Consider the following 17,229-nt stretch of genomic DNA (forward strand, 5'->3'; position numbering starts at 1 on the left):
CTGAGTTTATAAGACCCAACTTAAATAAAAAATCCTATTAGTTTAACAAAACTAATAGGATTTTTTGTTTGTCAACCTATCCCCGTAAAGTCATTTACCGAGAAATAACGTTGAAGTTTATTGTTATATTAATCATTCTTGGGCGGCACAAAAGTTGTTTTATTAACCACAACTTTGAAACCTTTAATTTACTTAGTTAAAAATTTAATTGTAGCCAAATGTTGCTGATTGGAGATAGTTTCTGTTATCTGAATTGATAGATACAAAATTTTTTTATATTTATAGAACTGGTAAGGAGCAAGTTTTTTATTAGCCCTGCTCCTCAACTTTTTGTTAAACAAATGGACAACTGCCAAGCTTATACAGTCTCGTCTCGCCGATCGATGATTACGACTTCGGGGTGTTTGCTAACAACTTGGTAATCGGGGTGGGTGGTATCGACGGCTGGGTGAGAGTTGCGATCGCCCTCGTTGAAGTTGCGTGTAGTATTATCCACACCTTCGGCTGCATCATAAATACTAGCCTCTTGAATACCTCGCTGGTTCGGAACATTACCGCCAGTAAATGCAGTTGTTGCAGCAGTTGGGGTAGAAACAGCAGACTGGGAATGAATAGCAGTTGGATCGAAAATTTCCCACTCTTGAAGACCGCTATTGCCTAGAATTGGTACGGCGCGATGCACTTCATCTTCTGTACCATTGACTATAACTACATACTCTCCCCCCATCACGCGGTCGTTGTAGAACCGCGCACGCTCATCTGGCAATCCCATTCTCATAGCGTCAAAGCGATCGCGCATTTCGACGCCTGCAAATCGCTCCGGCTGTTCAAAATTCTGCGCCACCAGAGTAACTTGGTTCAGGGGGAAGCTAGCATTTCTGAGATCTTTGACAGCTATTTCTGCATCGCGACGGTGGGGAAAGTAGCCCACAGCGTATTTGTTTCTAGCAATACCAGCGCTAGCAACTCCAGTCGTAGGAGCGGTAGCCGTTGCATAATTGGTACGAGCGGTATCAACGCCCGGTGTATCATAGATACCCCACTCTTGAATGCCGCCACGGTGTAGAATAGCTTCTGCTGCCGCAATTTCCCTAGTGCTGCCATCTATTATTACTAGATATTCACCCCGGCTAACTCTTTCGTTATAAACTCTGGCTCTTTCTTCAGGAATTCCCAAACCAACCAATGCGCCCAGCAACCCTCCGGTGACTGCACCTATAGCAGTACCAGAAAGAGTCGTTGCAATAGTTGTTGCCGTAGCTCCTGCGAGCATAACAGGGCCAATTCCCGGAATTGCTAATATACCCAAACCAACTAATAAGCCAGTTAGACCTCCCAAAGCGCCGCCAGTAATCGCGCCTTTTGTAGCACCCAAGTCAGCTTGATTGCCCTCGCGATCGCCGTGTGAGTCTCTAGGACGTTCGCTCACATCAGCACCAGCTATTTCCTCATTTCTATCGGCATCTCGTGCAACGACAGAAACTTTATCCATCGGAAAACCCGAATCTCTCAACTCGTGCAGCGCATCTTCAGCATGTCGCTTAGTACGAAATACACCTACAGCACGTTTATCTCGCTCTAAAGTCATTTTTTTAATCTCCACTGGACACAGATAGCTAAAATACAGAATTTGTGGGGAATTTATCTTCTAAATACTTTTTTAGGCTTTTCCTCGGCAGTTTCCATCACCCTGGAGGTGTAACGACCGATCTATCAACAGAAAGGCAAAAGATATTCTTGTGTTAAAGCGGCGATCGCGACTTGCCAGTTCGGTTCTACGCCCCCAGTATCTTGACTGATACCGATAATCTCTTAATAGGAAGGCAGTTTAGGTACTGCCATTTGTCCGTCGCTGTGGAAGGGGTCGATAAAGTGGTGCAAAAGTGGTTATTACCAACGCTGAGTGAAGTGTTAGCCCGGAGTACACCAACTGGGCAAGATCATTTTTTGTCTGATGCAGGGCAGGCAAAAGTAATAGAGAACAGCCACCGACACGCTAGCAGCCGGATGGCAAAAGAGCGAGTAAAAGCGCACAGGGAGTGGTGTGGAGCGATCGCATCCCTAGAACATCTGCTCCTAGAAATCCTTGAGGGGGGACAAGATAACCCTACAAATTCAATTGATGCTATCTTACCCGAGCAATTACAAATTACAGGATTAGTTTTAGCTGGCCCCGTGCCAGTCTTGAGCCATCCAGATTTGATGAGGAGCTTTCAAACTGGGGTTTTCACCGCAGAACAATTTAATCCTCTAGCATTGATGCCATATCATTTGCTGCCTGCACAATCTGGGCAGACAAATAATGTTCCGCAATGCCCTTACTCGCTGCCTTTGCTACCAGAAGATCCGCTAGGAGCAGAGCAGTTTTGTATAGTTTTTACCCCGGCGTTTAGTTTAGTAATGGTGCTGGGAGAAAACGCAAACGGCAATCCAGCTTTTCAATTTTCCTTTGACCCTGAAGTAGTGCAGCAAGCATGGGCGTCGCTAAAGTATCGGTTGTTACTTACAAGCCGCGATCGCAGCTGTCACTTAGATGCCCTAGTGGAGAGGTTTCCTCCCATAGCCCCAGATTACCGAACCGTCATGCAGTTTAGTCGCCTGCTGCTGAAACATTTACCCGAAGATGTAGCGCCAGTAGAGGAGCAAAGGAGCAAAGGAGCAGAAGAACAGAGGGCGATCTCGCAAGAAGCTGCGATCGCTCCAAAATCCACCGTTTCTACTCCCGCTTGTTCAACCCCAACCCAAAATCTAAAATCGCAAGATGTAGAATTGCTGCAAGCCTTTGCCCACGAAGTACGCACGCCGCTTACCACCATTCGCACCCTTACCAGGCTGTTGCTAAAGCGCCGCGACCTCGGAGCTGATATCATCAAGCGTCTGGAGATTATCGACCACGAGTGTACCGAGCAAATTAACCGCATGGAGTTAATTTTCCGCGCCGTCGAATTAGAAACTTCAGAAGTTAAAGATTGGCAGGGTGCCCTAACCACAACCTCTCTTGCCCAAGTATTGCAAAACAGCATTCCCCACTGGCAAAAACAAGCCAGTCGCCGCAACTTAACCCTTGACGTTGTACTACCCCAAAAGCTACCCGCTGTGGTGAGCAATCCCGCCATGTTAGATCAGGTGCTGACTGGATTGATGGAAAAATTCACCCGCAACCTACCAGCAGGCGGTCACATTCAGGTTCAGGTAATACCAGCCGGAGACCAGCTTAAACTGCAACTTTGTTGTCAATCGCATCCTGAAGAAGAGGATAGCGGACAAGCAAAAGTCGCAGACTCAAGCGGGAAGTCACTTGGTCAGATGCTAGTATTCCAGCCGGAAACTGGAAACATTAGCCTCAATCTCAACGCTACCAAGAATTTGTTCCAAGCTTTGGGAGGGAAATTAATAGTGCGCCAGCGCCCTAAACAAGGTGAAGTGCTGACAATTTTCTTGCCTCTTGAATTACAAAACCGCAGTATATGGAATGCGTGAAGTACCCGCTGGCTTGGGCGCATAGCTGGTGAAACGGTAAATTTGCCTAATAAGTTGCTCTGGCAACCATTTCTTTTATCCTTTGCCTGTCTAAACCCTTATATTCGGTAAGCAAAACTAAACCCAGATTAGGGCGCTTTTTGCTTTGTTTGGTCAACTGGTAGCAGCACTTTAAAGGTGGAACCTTCACCCAGTCGGCTGGTGACAGAAACTGAGCCGCCGCAGCGCAGGAGCAGTTGCTGCACTATGGTTAAGCCTAAACCCGCACCGGGAACATCTTCGCTGCTGGCTGGGCGTCCTCGATAAAAGCGATCGAATATTTTGGGAATTTCCCCCGCAGCAATGCCCATACCAGTGTCGCGAAATTCGATCTGCACGTATTCGCCTTGTTGCTTCGAGCGTACCCAAACCTGGCCGCCTGGGGGTGTAAATTTAATACTGTTATGCAGTAGATTGATAACAATTTGTCGCAGCCAAGGCTCTGGGAAGGAAACATATGGAAGCGCAGTGCTGACGGTATATCCTAGCTGCACGCCTTTTTCGCCAGCGAGGGGCTGATAAGTGCTGACGACAGCGGGTACTATGTCGATGAGATGCACGGGCTGCACTTGTGCTGGTTGGGGAGTGCGCTCTAGCTGCATCAATTCCAGCAATCCAGTAATTAGGGAACCTTGGCGATCGCACTCTCTATTCAACATTTGCATATAGCGTTGCCGCTGGGCGGGTTTGAGCTGCGCTGAACCCAGCAGGGTGAGTGCTGTTTTCATGTTCGTTAAGGGCGTTCGCAGTTCTGTCGCTACATGGCTGAGAAACTCGTCTTTAAGGTGCAGGTCGTTCAGCAGGCTTTCGTTTTTTTGTGCAAGGACTTCTGTCGAGCGATCGCCCTTCTGTATTTTGACGGCATTACGTCTAATTTCATCCTGTCGTTGTATTTGTTTTGCCAACAATTGGGTAAGCATAACAACAGAGCAATCGCGATCGCTAGGCTCACCTATTCCTGTTTTATCCCTTAGACTACCCGCTTGAGTTATCGCCCCTTTTATACCCTCCAAAACCCCATGCACTGCAAAACGCTCAAACGTGCAAAGAGCCATCAACGATGGTTTTTTCTTGGGGATTACCTCATCTTCTAATAGCAGTCCAGCAGGCGATGCTTCTACTTCAAAGGGTGCAGCTACATCTGAAAAAACTGCTGGTTTTCGTCCTGTTTGACTAACTCTAATGCTCATATCATCGCTGTCAAAGCAAGATTTCTGCGCCCCCATTGCCCCACCAGGCTCCTTTTTAGAACCGGATGTTCGCCGCGCCAAAATCAAGCCGCAAAACTTGTCGGATACAGCTAGAACAAAATACTCGCGATCTTTTTCGCTTCCACCCTCTAGCTGGACGTGGACAATTTCCGACTCTTCATCAGACAGCAACCCTTCCCTTTGTTGCTGAGTGGCATTGCACAGATAAATCGTGTGCCGGGAAACAGCCAGATCCTGCAAGCGCTCAATTTCTGCTTGCCAGACCTGACCGGGCGGTAGCTTTACCCATAGTTCGCTGGCGATCTTTTGCTCGATCAGGACATCGATGGTTGCCCCAAGCAACGATTTGAGGCTGGCGGGACTAACTGAAAGGCGCTGGGGCGCTGGCTGTGTAGCCAGCGCCAGCTGGTAGAGGGAGACAGGCATACAATTTTGGATTTTCGATTAGCGATTTTGGAGCAAAGGTGATTTGTAAAACCAACACTTATCTGGTTCTAGGCTAACCACCCAAATCCTAAATCGAACATTTTAAATCTACAATCTTTCAGCCAGAGCATTTCGCGCTTGTTCTCGGTCGTCGAAGTGTATTTTTTCCGTACCTAGTATTTGGTAGTCTTCATGGCCTTTTCCGGCGATGAGGACGCCATCTCCGGGTTGTGCTTGTAGAATTGCCAGCCGAATGGCAGCAGCGCGATCGCCGTTGACTACAGGCTGTACGTCAGATGGTATCCCAGCCAAGATATCTTGCAAAATCCGTTCTGGGTTTTCCGTGCGCGGGTTATCTGAGGTGACGACTGCAATATCTGCTAGTTCGGCGGCAATTTTACCCATTATGGGGCGCTTGGTGCGATCGCGATCGCCTCCACACCCAAACACGCAAATCATTTTCCCTTTAATAAACGGTCGTGCTGCTTTGAGCAAATTCTCCAGACTATCCGGCGTATGTGCATAATCGACAATTACGCTAATATTCTGTTCTGGACTAATCTGCACCCTCTCCATCCGTCCCGGCACTCCGGTAAATTCTGGTAAACTATCCGCCATTGCAGACAAATCTAGACCCAGATGCAAACCAGCGCCCACAGCAGCCAGCAAGTTAGCTAAATTAAACTGCCCCACCAGAGGCGAACTGAAAGCCACATCACCCTTGGGCGTATGCAACATCCCGCTTACGCCAGTTGAGCTGTAGTCTAGGTCGGACATCCACAAAGCTGCTGTTGAGTCACTGACGCTGTAACTCCAAACCCCGTCTGGGTTGATTGTCTCAATCAACCGCTTGCCATAAGCGTCATCCAAGTTAATTACCGCACGACCTTGCAAATAATCTGGGCTAAATAGCAGCGCCTTTGCCGCGAAGTAATCTTCCATATCGCGGTGGTAGTCTAGATGATCCTGAGTCAGGTTGGTAAAAACTGCCACATCAAAAGGACAGCCCATTACCCTACCCTGCGCTAAGGCGTGGGAACTAACTTCCATCACGCCCATCTTGCACCCAGCGGCTACGGCTTGAGCCAGTTGTTCTTGCAGTTCGGGGGCAAAAGGTGTTGTGTGGGCTGCTGTTTGTACAAATCCTTGCCAACGCGCATAGAGGGTGCCAAAAAGAGCTGTACGCAGATCCGCTTTGTTTAGAAAAAATTCGATTAAATGAGTGGTTGTGGTTTTGCCATTTGTGCCCGTGACTCCCACCATTTTCATTTGTTTTGCTGGGTAGCCGTAGAAAGCAGCGGCGACAGAGGCACAAGCTTGAGTCATGTCTGTTGCAGCAATAACGCGGGGGTCTGCACCAGATTTCTGTGCAGCTTGGGGCGAAACGAGGGCGGCTACAGCACCAGCGGCGATCGCGCTTTCCCAAAAATCTCCCCCATCTACCCGCGTTCCCGGCATCCCGATAAATAAATCTCCTGCTTGACAAGCATGAGAATTAGTGCTTATACCTTTGACTTCAGCATCAAGAGCCGCATGGCTGGGGTGTTGCAAATTAGGTACGTTTGCCAATAAATCGCGCAATTTCATATTGTTAACTCCTCACACAAGCATCTTCTGGATTTTGCCCCTGCTGATCTCTACAGGTATGATGTTGGATTCTTAGATGGCTCTTTGGTTTATAGAGGCGTCTGGATTCTGCCATAAGGCTCCAATCCAAAATAGCCAATTCTTCAATCTAAAATCGGCTTGCGCCTATTTTGCATCATCAGCCACTAAATACTTCTGTAGCATTTGTTCCAACTGTTGCACGTTAGCACGAGGCGACGGGCGGGGCAGCGGTTCTTCTACGTCATTACGCTGGGGTCGAACTCGCAACAGGACAGGAACTTCATATTGATAAGCTTGGAACCAATCTTCGCGGGTGGTAATATCTCTCACCTCTAGCTGAAAGTCCAGAGTTTGTATTTGTTCTAGCTTTTCCTGTAAACCTTCGCAAAGATGACAACCAGGCTTGCTGTACAAAATTAATCGCATTGAATTTTTCCAACTGAGTAAGTTTGATAAACACTCTTTTCCGGTCGGTTTACCTGTCTTTGTGCGGTAAAATTGGCAATGTTAAAGACGCTCCAAAATTTAGAGTCAACAGCTGAAATGACCCAAGCCACCGCTTTTAACCTAGATGAACTAAACCAGAAATTCGATACTGCCCATCCCAGAGAGATTCTCGCCTGGTGTGTTGAGAATATCCCAACTGGGCTGGTACAAACCAGTGCCTTCAACGTTGACGATTTAGTTATCACCGATATACTTTACCGCGACCTGAAACCAGGCACGCCAACCCCGGTACTGTTTCTCGATACGCTGTACCATTTTCCTCAAACCCTGGAACTTGTAGCCAAATCTAAGGAAATCTATAACTTAGATCTCAAGACTTACAAGATTCCAGACGTAGATTCCCGCGATGCCTTTGCCGCAAAATATGGCGAAGCACTTTGGGACACTGATATTACACAATTCCACCACCTGACCAAAATTGAACCATTGCAACGCGGTCTTGGGGAACTGAATACAGTAGCTTGGATTACAGGGAGACGCCGCGACCAAGCAGTAACTAGGGCTGATATGCCAGCGTTTGAACTTGATAACAAGGGGCGCTTAAAGGTAAATCCCTTAGCAAGTTGGACGCGCAAAGCTAGCTGGGATTATGTCGCCGAACACGGCGTAATCTATAATCCCTTACATGACCAAGGATATCCCAGCATTGGCGACGAACCGATTACCACCCAAGTAGGTGAGGGTGAAGATGAACGTGCAGGTCGCTGGCGGGGAACTGGTAAAACTGAGTGCGGCATTCACATCTAGGGAATGGGGGATTGGGGAATTTTGAGTTTTGAGTTTTGAGTTTTGAATTAATAACTCAAAACTCTATAAAGCATTCCCTAATCTCATTTCCCCAATTACAAATTACCAATTACCAAAATGATTAAAATCCTCCACCTATCGGATATACACATGGGAAGTGGGTTTTCCCACGGACGGATTAATCCAGAAACAGGGTTAAATACGAGGCTGGAGGATTTTGTTAATACCTTGGGAAGGTGTATTGACAGCGCGATCGCAGAACAAGTAGATCTGGTCTTATTCGGTGGCGACGCCTTCCCCGACGCTACGCCGCCCCCTTATGTCAAAGAAGCCTTTGCCGGACAGTTTCGGCGCTTGGTCGATGCGGGCATCCCTACAGTCTTGCTCGTAGGCAATCACGACCAACATTCCCAAGGCCAAGGCGGAGCAAGTCTCGGCATCTATCGTACATTGGGAGTGCCTGGGTTTGTCGTTGGCGATGCCATAGAGACCCACCGCATCGAAACCCGCAGTGGCCCAGTCCAAATCCTTACTCTCCCTTGGCTTACCCGTTCTACTCTGCTAACTCGCCCGGACACAGAAGGGCTTTCTCTGGCTGAAGTAAACCACTTATTAATCGATAAGCTAAATCCCCGCATAGAAGGTGAAATTCGGCGTTTAGACCCAGAAGTGCCAACTGTCTTACTAGCTCACCTCATGGCAGACAACGCTAGCTTGGGAGCAGAACGCTTGCTGGCAGTAGGCAAAGGCTTTACCCTCCCTCTGTCATTGCTAACGCGGGACTGCTTTGACTATGTTGCTTTAGGCCACGTCCACAAGCACCAAAACCTTAATAAATCTAACGACCCGCCTGTTATCTACCCAGGTAGCATCGAGCGGGTGGATTTCTCTGAAGAGAAGGAAGACAAAGGTTATGTAATGGTGCAGCTAGAGCGAGGCAAGGCTGAGTGGGAATTTTGTCCTTTGCCAGTTCGCGTTTTCCGGACGATACAGGTGGATGTATCTAAGGCAGCTGAACCGCAAGCTGCTTTGTTAAAAGCTATTGAGAAACACGAGCTTCAGGAGGCAGTAGTAAGGCTAATTTACAAGCTGCGCTCCGAACAAATAGATCAAATTGATAATGCGGCGTTGCACCGGGCTTTGAGCGATGCTCACACTTATACAATTCAGCCAGAATTAATTAGTCAGCTAGCACGTCCGCGCTTGCCTGAACTAGATGCTGGTAGTAGTATCGATCCAATGTCGGCGCTGAAAACTTACTTGGATAATCGTGAAGATCTCAAAGATATTCAAAGCGAGTTGATGGAGGCAGCACACAGGTTATTGGAAGCTGAGGAGGTACTGTGGTTAGAGACAAGTAAGGGTGGGTCGGAGTTGGAGAAAAATACTAATCAAAACAGCCAACAAGTGGGGGGTAATGTAGATGCTCAACTGAGGTTACTTTAGTTTGAATCTCTACCCCAGCATTCCTAATTTTCTGAGTTATTGGCAAAAGGTTGATTGCCTTCTTAGAAACACATTTGTATCCGATAAGCTTTGCTGGCTTTGTCGAAGATGCGCTGCATAATTTTGCTGAAGCGTGCAGTCAACTAGACGGCTATTTGGTAGTATTGGCTGCTTAGTCCTGGGTATCTAGCTTGGGCTTAATATCAACTGCCTGTAAATATCCCTATATTTTTAAGGTTGTTTATGCAGAGTAAGAAAATTTAAAATCTGCTTTACCATTGCTTAATCGCCAATAACCAGTCTCCAGTAAGATTTAAGAGCATAGTAATAGACAACAACGCTGGCGATCGCTAATATTAATGGTCATCTGCATTTGCTATAAAAGTTTACGGGTAGGCTTTTTATGTCCTTCTATTCCGGGCTGAAGCGAGTTTTAATCGGTGAATCTTTACCGACAAGCGCCCATGCTGAAGAACGATTGAGCAACGCCGCAGCATTGGCCGTGCTTTCGTCGGATGCTCTCTCTTCTGTTGCCTACGCGACAGAAGAGATACTGTTGGTGCTGGTGGCTGCTGGAACTGGCGCTTTGAGTTGGTCTTTACCCATTGCCATAGCGATTATCGCCCTTCTGGTGATTGTCATACTTTCCTACCGCCAAACTATTAGAGCTTATCCCCAAGGCGGTGGTTCCTACATTGTGGCGCGAGAAAACCTGGGTTTGTATCCAGGGTTGGTTGCAGGCGCTTCTTTGATGATCGACTATATCCTAACTGTCACTGTCAGCATCTCTGCTGGAACCGCCGCTCTAACTTCAGCCGTTCCCCAACTAACACCCTACACGGTAGAGCTTTGCGTGCTGTTTATCTTCTTATTGATGGTGGCAAATCTCAGGGGAGTGAAGGAATCAGGCCAGCTGTTTATGATTCCCACTTATACGTTTATTGCCTGTATTTTCGTTTTGATTGGTATTGGTTATTATCGCCAAGCAGTTGCTCCAGTACCTCACATATATCCGGAAGTTCGTATTACAGAAAACGTCAGTTTATTTTTCATTTTGAGGGCGTTTTCTGCTGGCTGCACAGCCCTAACGGGGGTGGAAGCAATATCTGATGGAGTGTTAGCTTTCAAGCGACCGGAGTGGAAAAATGCCCGCCTGACATTGCTCTGGATGGGGGCGATTTTAGGCACGATGTTTATGGGAATTACTGAGTTAGCTTACACTTATCACATCGTTCCAGAAGAGGGACAAACGGTAGTGTCTCTATTGGGTCGCGAGATATTGGGAGAGGGGCCGTTTTACTATTTTATCCAGGTAGCAACTCTGTTAGTTTTACTGTTAGCAGCTAATACCAGTTTTGCGGATTTTCCCAGACTTTGTTATTTTTTGGCGAGGGATGGATTTTTACCCCGGCAATTAGCAATTTTAGGCGATCGCTTAGTCTATTCCAACGGTATTATTTTCCTCAGCGTCGCCTCTGCTATCTTGGTCGTAATCTTCAAAGGGCAAGTTAACGCTATTATTCCCCTCTATGCTGTAGGCGTGTTTACTTCCTTTACCCTCTCTCAAGCTGGAATGGTGCGCCGCTGGCTCAATGAAAAAACTTCCGGTTGGCAAGCTAGCGCCTTGATGAATGGCTTGGGAGCCATTGCTACCCTTGTAGTTTTGGGTGTAATTGTGTCAACGAAGTTCCTGTTAGGAGCTTGGTTAGTTGTAGTAGCAATTCCACTTGTTGTGTGTCTGTTTTTAAGCATTAACAGTCACTATAAATATGTGGCAGAACGCCTCAGCATTCAGGAAATAGCGCCTAGAAGTTATGTTCCGAGACCTAAAGGGGACATCGTAACGCACCCAGCGATAGTTGTAGTAGGCCAATTACACCGAGGCACAGTAGAGGCGCTTGATTATGCCCGCAGTATTGCTGATGAGATTGTTGCACTTCATGTTGATCTTGGTTCGACAAATCGAGAAAAACTGCAACAAAGATGGCAAGAATTAGAAGCAGATATCCCTTTGGTAATTGTAGATTCGCCCTATCGCTCAGTATCGCGTCCAATTGTGCAGTTTGTCGAAGAGTTTGAAGCGCGTCATCCTGGGGCTTTGTCTACGGTGATAATTCCCGCTTTCGTGACGCGGAATTGGTGGGAGGGTCTTTTGCACAATCAAACTACTTTGTTTTTGAAGGTGGCTCTACGAGCTAAGAAAAGCAATAGAGTTGTTACTACTGTGAGATATTACCTTTAATCCCAAATTAGAGATAGTTAATTTAGCAAAATATACCAATGAATCCTAGTAAATTCCTAAAAATAACAAAACCAAAAATTTTTGCATTAACATACAGGGAACAAGGGCAAAACGCAAAAGAAAGAAAACCGATTTCAACAAAACTTTTAGTTAGTATCTACGGGCAAAAACAAGGCAGAGCAGCTTATTTATCCACATTAATTGGAGGAATTATGCTGAGTTGCCTAGCTGCAAATCCAAGTTTAGCGGCGCTTTCACCAGAGGAAATTAATTCGATTGCACGGCAAACTACAGTGCTGATCGCGCCTGGACTGACGCCAGAATTAAAGAAAGAAATAGAGGAAAACCGTAACAATCCTTTAGCGAGCCAAAGAAATAAGGAAGGAGTTTGGAATCCTGGTTCTGGGGTAATTATTGCTAGAAACGGAAAAACTTACTATGTTTTAACGGTTGCCCATAACTTTCGGCAAGATCTTGTAGAGAATAATCAGTCGTTTGGGATTAGGACAAGCGATCGCACAGTTCATGTCGCCAGCAAGGTAGATGATGGTAGGGGTTGTCCGCTCGTTAGCGAACCAAGGCTTACATCTCTGATAAGATTTGGCTGTAAACCTCCAGGGGAGAACGTTCAAGGTACAGATCTCGCTATTCTTAGTTTTGAGAGCGATCGCAACTATCCTGTTGCTTCATTGGGAGACGCCGATACTGTAAAAATGGGCGATACGGTTTATATCTCAGGCTGGCCAGATCCGGAAAAAGAGGTAATTCCTGGACAATTTAACGAAGATGGTTCGCCCAAATGTCGCGGTAAGGTAGCTCGTCGCCAGAGGCGTTTAGCCTGGGGTCGCGTGAGTGGAAAGCTTAATCCCGATCTGAAATACCAGGGCTATAGCATTTTTTATACGGATAATACAAGGGCGGGAATGAGCGGCGGGCCAGTCTTTGATAATAAAGGAAAAGTGATTGGCAGTCACGGGTTAGGTAGAAGTACAAAACCTCAATGTGGCGCTAACATTCAGCCTGTAAATCAATCGCAGGCTGCATTAGAGTCTGGCGAAAACCCAACAGCATTACTAGGAAAAAATCCTGATTTTGACAGCCTGAATTCTTTATTTAGCAGTTCGCAGAATGTCAATTACTTTTTGCTTAAACTGCAAGAATTCGGCCTTAAATTACCCTTCAATGTTGACCCGCCTTCTGCGGCTCTGATTAAAAGAGGAATGATGCCAGGGGGAATCCGGGCGATCGCGCAGGCAAGTGGCAAGGTAGAATTTGATGCCCTTTCTGATGGCTTTGAAGATCCCAATGATGTCATAGACGATATTTATGGCGGGTTTTCTAGCATTGATGGTAGACTCGGAAATTGCTCTATAAGCGTCAACCTGGGCGCTCGCGATGAGTGTAACAGCAGGTAAATTAAGCTGTAAGGAGCATTCGTGAACGCGAAATATTTTTTATCTGCTATATCAATATTATTGTTAGCTGCACCATCCGCTTTGGCTGAGGTAATAGATGAATTAGCTGCGATCCACGATTCTCCAATACTTGAGGAAAGCCAACAATTACCGGAAATTTCTCAGTTATCACGGGGGGCCATTTCAGAAAATAACCACAGCCTAGAATCAGAGTTTTTATCACAACCAACTCCACCAGCAGCAGATGTTGGAGAGAATGAAGCGATCGCGCAAGTTGACAGTAACGATGAACCGGATGATAATAATTCGCCGGATGACGAAAGCGAGCGAGTAACTTCTGTCTCAGAACTGTCGGACGTACAAACGTCAGATTGGGCTTATCAAGCATTGCGAAACTTAGTAGAAAAGTATGGCATAATTTCTGGCTATCCTGATGAAACTTTCCAGGGAAATCGCACCTTAACTCGCTATGAATTTGCCGCTGCATTGGATGCAACTATCAAAAAAATTGAGCAGTTAGTTACCGCTAATGTGGAAGATAAAGCCAAGCAGCAAGATTTGGAAACGCTGCGAAAACTGCAAGAACAGTTTGCATCTGAACTAACTGCTTTGCAAGGTCGGGTCGATAAACTTGAGGGTCGTACAGATTATCTAGAAAACCATCAATTTTCTACAACCGTAATATTGGGGGGAGAGGCGATCTTTGCCGCCGCAAATGCCTTTGGAGGTGGCCCTCCAGGTACAGGGAAGGCTAACACGGTTCTCAACTACCTAACGCGATTGCAAATAGTCGCGTCTTTTACTGGCAAAGACCGACTGCGGATGGAACTCGCTGGTGGTAACTTTGATAACTTAGGCTTTGCTAGCCCTGACGCACTGAACACCAATACAGTTTTACTTTCTTATCAGGCAGGTACTAACAACAATATACAGTTAGCAATGGCAGAGTATCGCTTTGCCGCATTTGGCGATCGCGCGGTTTTTACGTTTAGGCCAGTTGGCTTTAGCTTGAGCAGCGTCCTGAGCGCCAATTCTCCTTATTTTGATACAGGTCGAGGCTCAATTTCCCGCTTTGGCGAAGCGAATCCCGTCTTCAAGATTGGCGCTTTGGATGCTGGCTTCGGTATGGATTTGTTGTTAGGAAATCGCGCTCGCTTACAAGTAGCTTACGGCACTAGAAGGACTAATAATTCAGATGACGGTTTTATATTTGGTAAAAACGCTCATGCAACCGGAATTCAATTTTTACTGTTACCGGGTAATAGCGTACTGACTGGCATCAGTTATGTCTATAATTACTCGCCTGACGGTCGATTAAATACTTTTACCGGAAGCGCGATCGCCGATGCTTCTGGATTCATCGATCAACGATCTAATATTCATGCCTTGAGTGGAACTCTACAATGGCGAATTTCCCCTAAACTCACCTTTGCAACTTGGGGCGGTATTGTTGGAACTTATGCCGCCGCTACCCAAGCGTTCGCTGTCAGCACTAATTATATGTTTTCCTTGGGTATTTCCGATCCCTTCGGACGGCGAGGAGATTTGCTAGCATTAATGGTTGGGCAACCTCCCAGACTAATTCGTGTCCTGGGATTCGTCGGAGCCAACGGCGGTCTTTTAGAAGACTCTTCCTCGTTTCACCTAGAAACTTTCTATCGGTTGACGGTCAATAACAGGATTTCCATCACGCCGGGGTTTTTCATGGTGACGAATCCTGGAAATATTGAAAATAATAAAACTATCTATGTTGGCGTACTACGAACTACTTTTCGCTTCTAAAGGGGGAAAATTTGATGATAATTAGCAAAAATATCAATCGCTATTTTTCTGGAAAGCTGCTAATACTTGTGTCAGCAACTCTCTATTGTTTAAATTTAGATGCGTTTGGTCTAGCAAATGCACAACAACCTGTAAACAGTACCGTTACACAATCCACATCTCCCCAAACAACTGACCGAAATGCTCCGCGCCGCCCAAACCCAGGTTTTTTTGAAGAAGAAAGAAGGCAGCAGTTTGGCTTCGGTAAGTTCCTTGACTCTGCCTTAGATGGCGCAGACAACTACTTTGCTAGCGATTCAGTTAGCGAGCTTTCTAATGCTTCCTTAAATCCGCTTTCGGCGCCAGTAATTAGTCCTATAAATGGTACTTTAACCGTCTTGAGTCGCAACGAAAATTCTCCCAATTTTCTCAAGACTACTTTTGCGGTTGGACCTAATGTCCCTATATTGACCTTTACCAGCCCTCAATATGGTACAGATCCTCGGATAGGCACGCTAACAGTTAATGGGGCTATACAAGCCAACGGTAAAACGATAAACTTTAGCGGGCGAAGAAATTACAGCGGTAGTTTTGCTATCAAAGATAATAATGTGAGTGGCGCTGTTCAGGTTGTAGATCCAAATGACCCTAGCACCACAATATTTATTCAACTTCCCCAAACTCAAATTCCAAATGTCGATGATGATAACCAACCGCTGTCAGCACCAGCCCAACTATCAATAGGACTACCCAGCGATCGCTAGACCATTTACATCGCAAGACGCGGTAATAATTCCAAAAATCACGATATTTGTCTTTTGCTCGGAAGTCAGCGACACTAGAGATAGGAAAAACTCTGACTTTTGAGGTTATCCGAGAAATGTCAACATCAGATGCTGAAAATAGACCTGTGCCTTGGGGCTTATGGCCAACATTAGGCTTTACCGCTATTGTATTAGCAACATATTTTGGGATGCAAGTGGCGATCGCTATCCTATACGCTATCTTTCAGCTTGCCCAGAACCCTAACATAGATCGAGAGGCTTTTGCCAAAAGCTTATCAATCAACGGCTTCTTACTTTCACTATCCGTTATTGGTTCTGCCCCTATTTGTACAGCTTTAACTATTTGGTTTGCGAAGCTTCGCAAGAATATTAATCTCAAAATTTATCTTGGCCTTAGACAAGCCACTATAAAAGATTATTTTTTATGGTTGATTTTTTTGGCACTTTACATAGCTATTACCGCTGGCATTACTAATTTATTAAAAATTTCACCATCACCTTTTGTGACCGAAATAGTAAAAACAGCTTATTTTTCTCCAGCACTTTATCTAGCTATTATAGTTATAGCACCGATATTTGAGGAAGTTTTATTTAGAGGATTTTTGTTTGAAGGAATCAGACGTTCCCGTCTAGGTTCTATAGGTTCTATACTAATTACTTCATTGCTATGGACGATAATTCACACACAATACGATCTTTATTTTATGGGCGTACTTTTTGCTTTAGGGATTTTACTGGGAATGGCACGCCTAAAAACTGGCTCTGTCTATCTAACAATTTTGTTACATTCAGTAAATAACCTTCTAGCTGTACTTTAAGATATTAAATAGGCGGGCACAAAAAACAAAAAAAGCGTCTTTCATATCCTGATAATATCTATTTTTTCCGCCCTATATATGTCTAAACTTTTACCCGCAGCCTTACTATCAATAGCCCTTGTCTTGAGCCAAACAGGAAGCCCGAATCCAGCGATCGCCCGCTCCTGTTCGGGTAATAGATGCGGCCCGAAACCAATACAGTTTGTACCGGGACAACGCATTACTGTCCAAGTAGCTAACCTGACATCGGGCATTATTCAGCTACAGAAGGTCTACGGTACTGAACCGATTGCCCTAATTCCAGGAGAAGTTTCGTCTTTCGTGCGCGGGGGAAATACAGACCCCAATTTTTCTTTAGTAGTTTGGGATGAAAACGGTCAGCCTCTGCGAGTGAGGATTGCTAAACCGACGGCTAGAACCTTGCGGGTGGAAGTGCGTTCCGGCGGGCGTCCTCCAGGCGATCGCACGGTTTATCTCAAAGACGACGGTCGTATTGCTGTTTTCTAAAAATCTTATAGTTGCATAATATAACCCCCACTTTAGAAGTGGATGCAGTTTCACACTATGGGTAGACCTCAGCCCATAGGTCGGTAGCTACGATGTATACATGACAACATTGTTAAGAAAAGTAACAATGTTTAATTTTAACCTGTGTTTCCTACCTACTGGTAAAGCCATTCAAGGGCAAAGATCGCAATAGAAAAATATTGGGATGAAATTGTTAAGGTGCGATCGCGCATTGGC

The 17,229-nt window shown here is 45.9% G+C and carries 13 protein-coding genes; 9 read left to right on the top strand and 4 right to left on the bottom strand.

Features of this window, described 5'->3' with window-relative positions:
* Positions 1 to 358: 358 nt before the first annotated feature.
* Entirely contained in the window at positions 359 to 1,588 is a 1,230-nt protein-coding gene (locus tag H6F77_RS27915; RefSeq protein ID WP_190489511.1) for a general stress protein, read from the bottom strand.
* A 254-nt stretch (positions 1,589 to 1,842) separates the two neighbouring features.
* On the opposite strand from H6F77_RS27915, the gene H6F77_RS15100 reads away from it, so the two are divergent.
* On the top strand, positions 1,843 to 3,480 hold the full coding sequence (locus H6F77_RS15100; protein ID WP_199321349.1) for a sensor histidine kinase: 1,638 nt from the start codon (positions 1,843 to 1,845) through the stop codon (positions 3,478 to 3,480).
* A gap of 128 nt (positions 3,481 to 3,608) precedes the next feature.
* Here H6F77_RS15100 and H6F77_RS15105 read toward each other — a convergent pair whose 3' ends face one another.
* The 3 genes from H6F77_RS15105 to H6F77_RS15115 form a co-directional block, all read right to left on the bottom strand.
* Positions 3,609 to 5,156 (bottom strand): DICT sensory domain-containing protein, encoded by a 1,548-nt coding sequence (locus tag H6F77_RS15105; RefSeq protein ID WP_190489512.1) that lies wholly within the window; start codon positions 5,154 to 5,156, stop codon positions 3,609 to 3,611.
* 108 nt (positions 5,157 to 5,264) lie between these two features.
* The gene (locus H6F77_RS15110; RefSeq protein ID WP_190489513.1) at positions 5,265 to 6,743 is read right to left on the bottom strand and encodes a UDP-N-acetylmuramoyl-L-alanyl-D-glutamate--2,6-diaminopimelate ligase; all 1,479 of its coding nucleotides are present in this window, start codon (positions 6,741 to 6,743) and stop codon (positions 5,265 to 5,267) included.
* Positions 6,744 to 6,908: 165 nt separating this feature from the next.
* Entirely contained in the window at positions 6,909 to 7,190 is a 282-nt protein-coding gene (locus H6F77_RS15115) for a glutaredoxin family protein (protein ID WP_190489514.1), read from the bottom strand.
* A gap of 78 nt (positions 7,191 to 7,268) precedes the next feature.
* On the opposite strand from H6F77_RS15115, the gene cysH reads away from it, so the two are divergent.
* The 8 genes from cysH to H6F77_RS15155 all read left to right on the top strand — a co-directional run bounded on the left by cysH (position 7,269) and on the right by H6F77_RS15155 (position 16,992).
* Entirely contained in the window at positions 7,269 to 8,018 is a 750-nt protein-coding gene (gene cysH, locus H6F77_RS15120; protein ID WP_375335942.1) for a phosphoadenosine phosphosulfate reductase, read from the top strand.
* A 117-nt stretch (positions 8,019 to 8,135) separates the two neighbouring features.
* The gene (sbcD, locus tag H6F77_RS15125; protein ID WP_190489515.1) at positions 8,136 to 9,464 is read left to right on the top strand and encodes an exonuclease subunit SbcD; all 1,329 of its coding nucleotides are present in this window, start codon (positions 8,136 to 8,138) and stop codon (positions 9,462 to 9,464) included.
* 403 nt (positions 9,465 to 9,867) lie between these two features.
* On the top strand, positions 9,868 to 11,706 hold the full coding sequence (locus H6F77_RS15130) for an APC family permease (RefSeq protein WP_190489516.1): 1,839 nt from the start codon (positions 9,868 to 9,870) through the stop codon (positions 11,704 to 11,706).
* Positions 11,707 to 11,918: 212 nt separating this feature from the next.
* On the top strand, positions 11,919 to 13,121 hold the full coding sequence (locus tag H6F77_RS15135) for a S1 family peptidase (protein WP_190489517.1): 1,203 nt from the start codon (positions 11,919 to 11,921) through the stop codon (positions 13,119 to 13,121).
* Positions 13,122 to 13,142: 21 nt separating this feature from the next.
* Complete coding sequence (locus H6F77_RS15140) at positions 13,143 to 14,903, top strand: iron uptake porin (protein ID WP_190489518.1); 1,761 nt, start codon at positions 13,143 to 13,145, stop codon at positions 14,901 to 14,903.
* A gap of 14 nt (positions 14,904 to 14,917) precedes the next feature.
* Positions 14,918 to 15,646: a hypothetical protein gene (locus H6F77_RS15145; RefSeq protein WP_190489519.1), complete on the top strand. Its 729-nt coding sequence runs from the start codon at positions 14,918 to 14,920 to the stop codon at positions 15,644 to 15,646.
* A 116-nt stretch (positions 15,647 to 15,762) separates the two neighbouring features.
* On the top strand, positions 15,763 to 16,485 hold the full coding sequence (locus H6F77_RS15150; protein WP_190489520.1) for a CPBP family intramembrane glutamic endopeptidase: 723 nt from the start codon (positions 15,763 to 15,765) through the stop codon (positions 16,483 to 16,485).
* A 78-nt stretch (positions 16,486 to 16,563) separates the two neighbouring features.
* A complete protein-coding gene (locus H6F77_RS15155) occupies positions 16,564 to 16,992 on the top strand; it encodes a hypothetical protein (protein ID WP_190489521.1) in 429 nt (142 codons plus the stop codon).
* Positions 16,993 to 17,229 lie beyond the last annotated feature (237 nt).

It is taken from the genome of Microcoleus sp. FACHB-831 (assembly GCF_014695585.1).
In the GTDB taxonomy this organism is placed as follows: domain Bacteria; phylum Cyanobacteriota; class Cyanobacteriia; order Cyanobacteriales; family FACHB-T130; genus FACHB-831.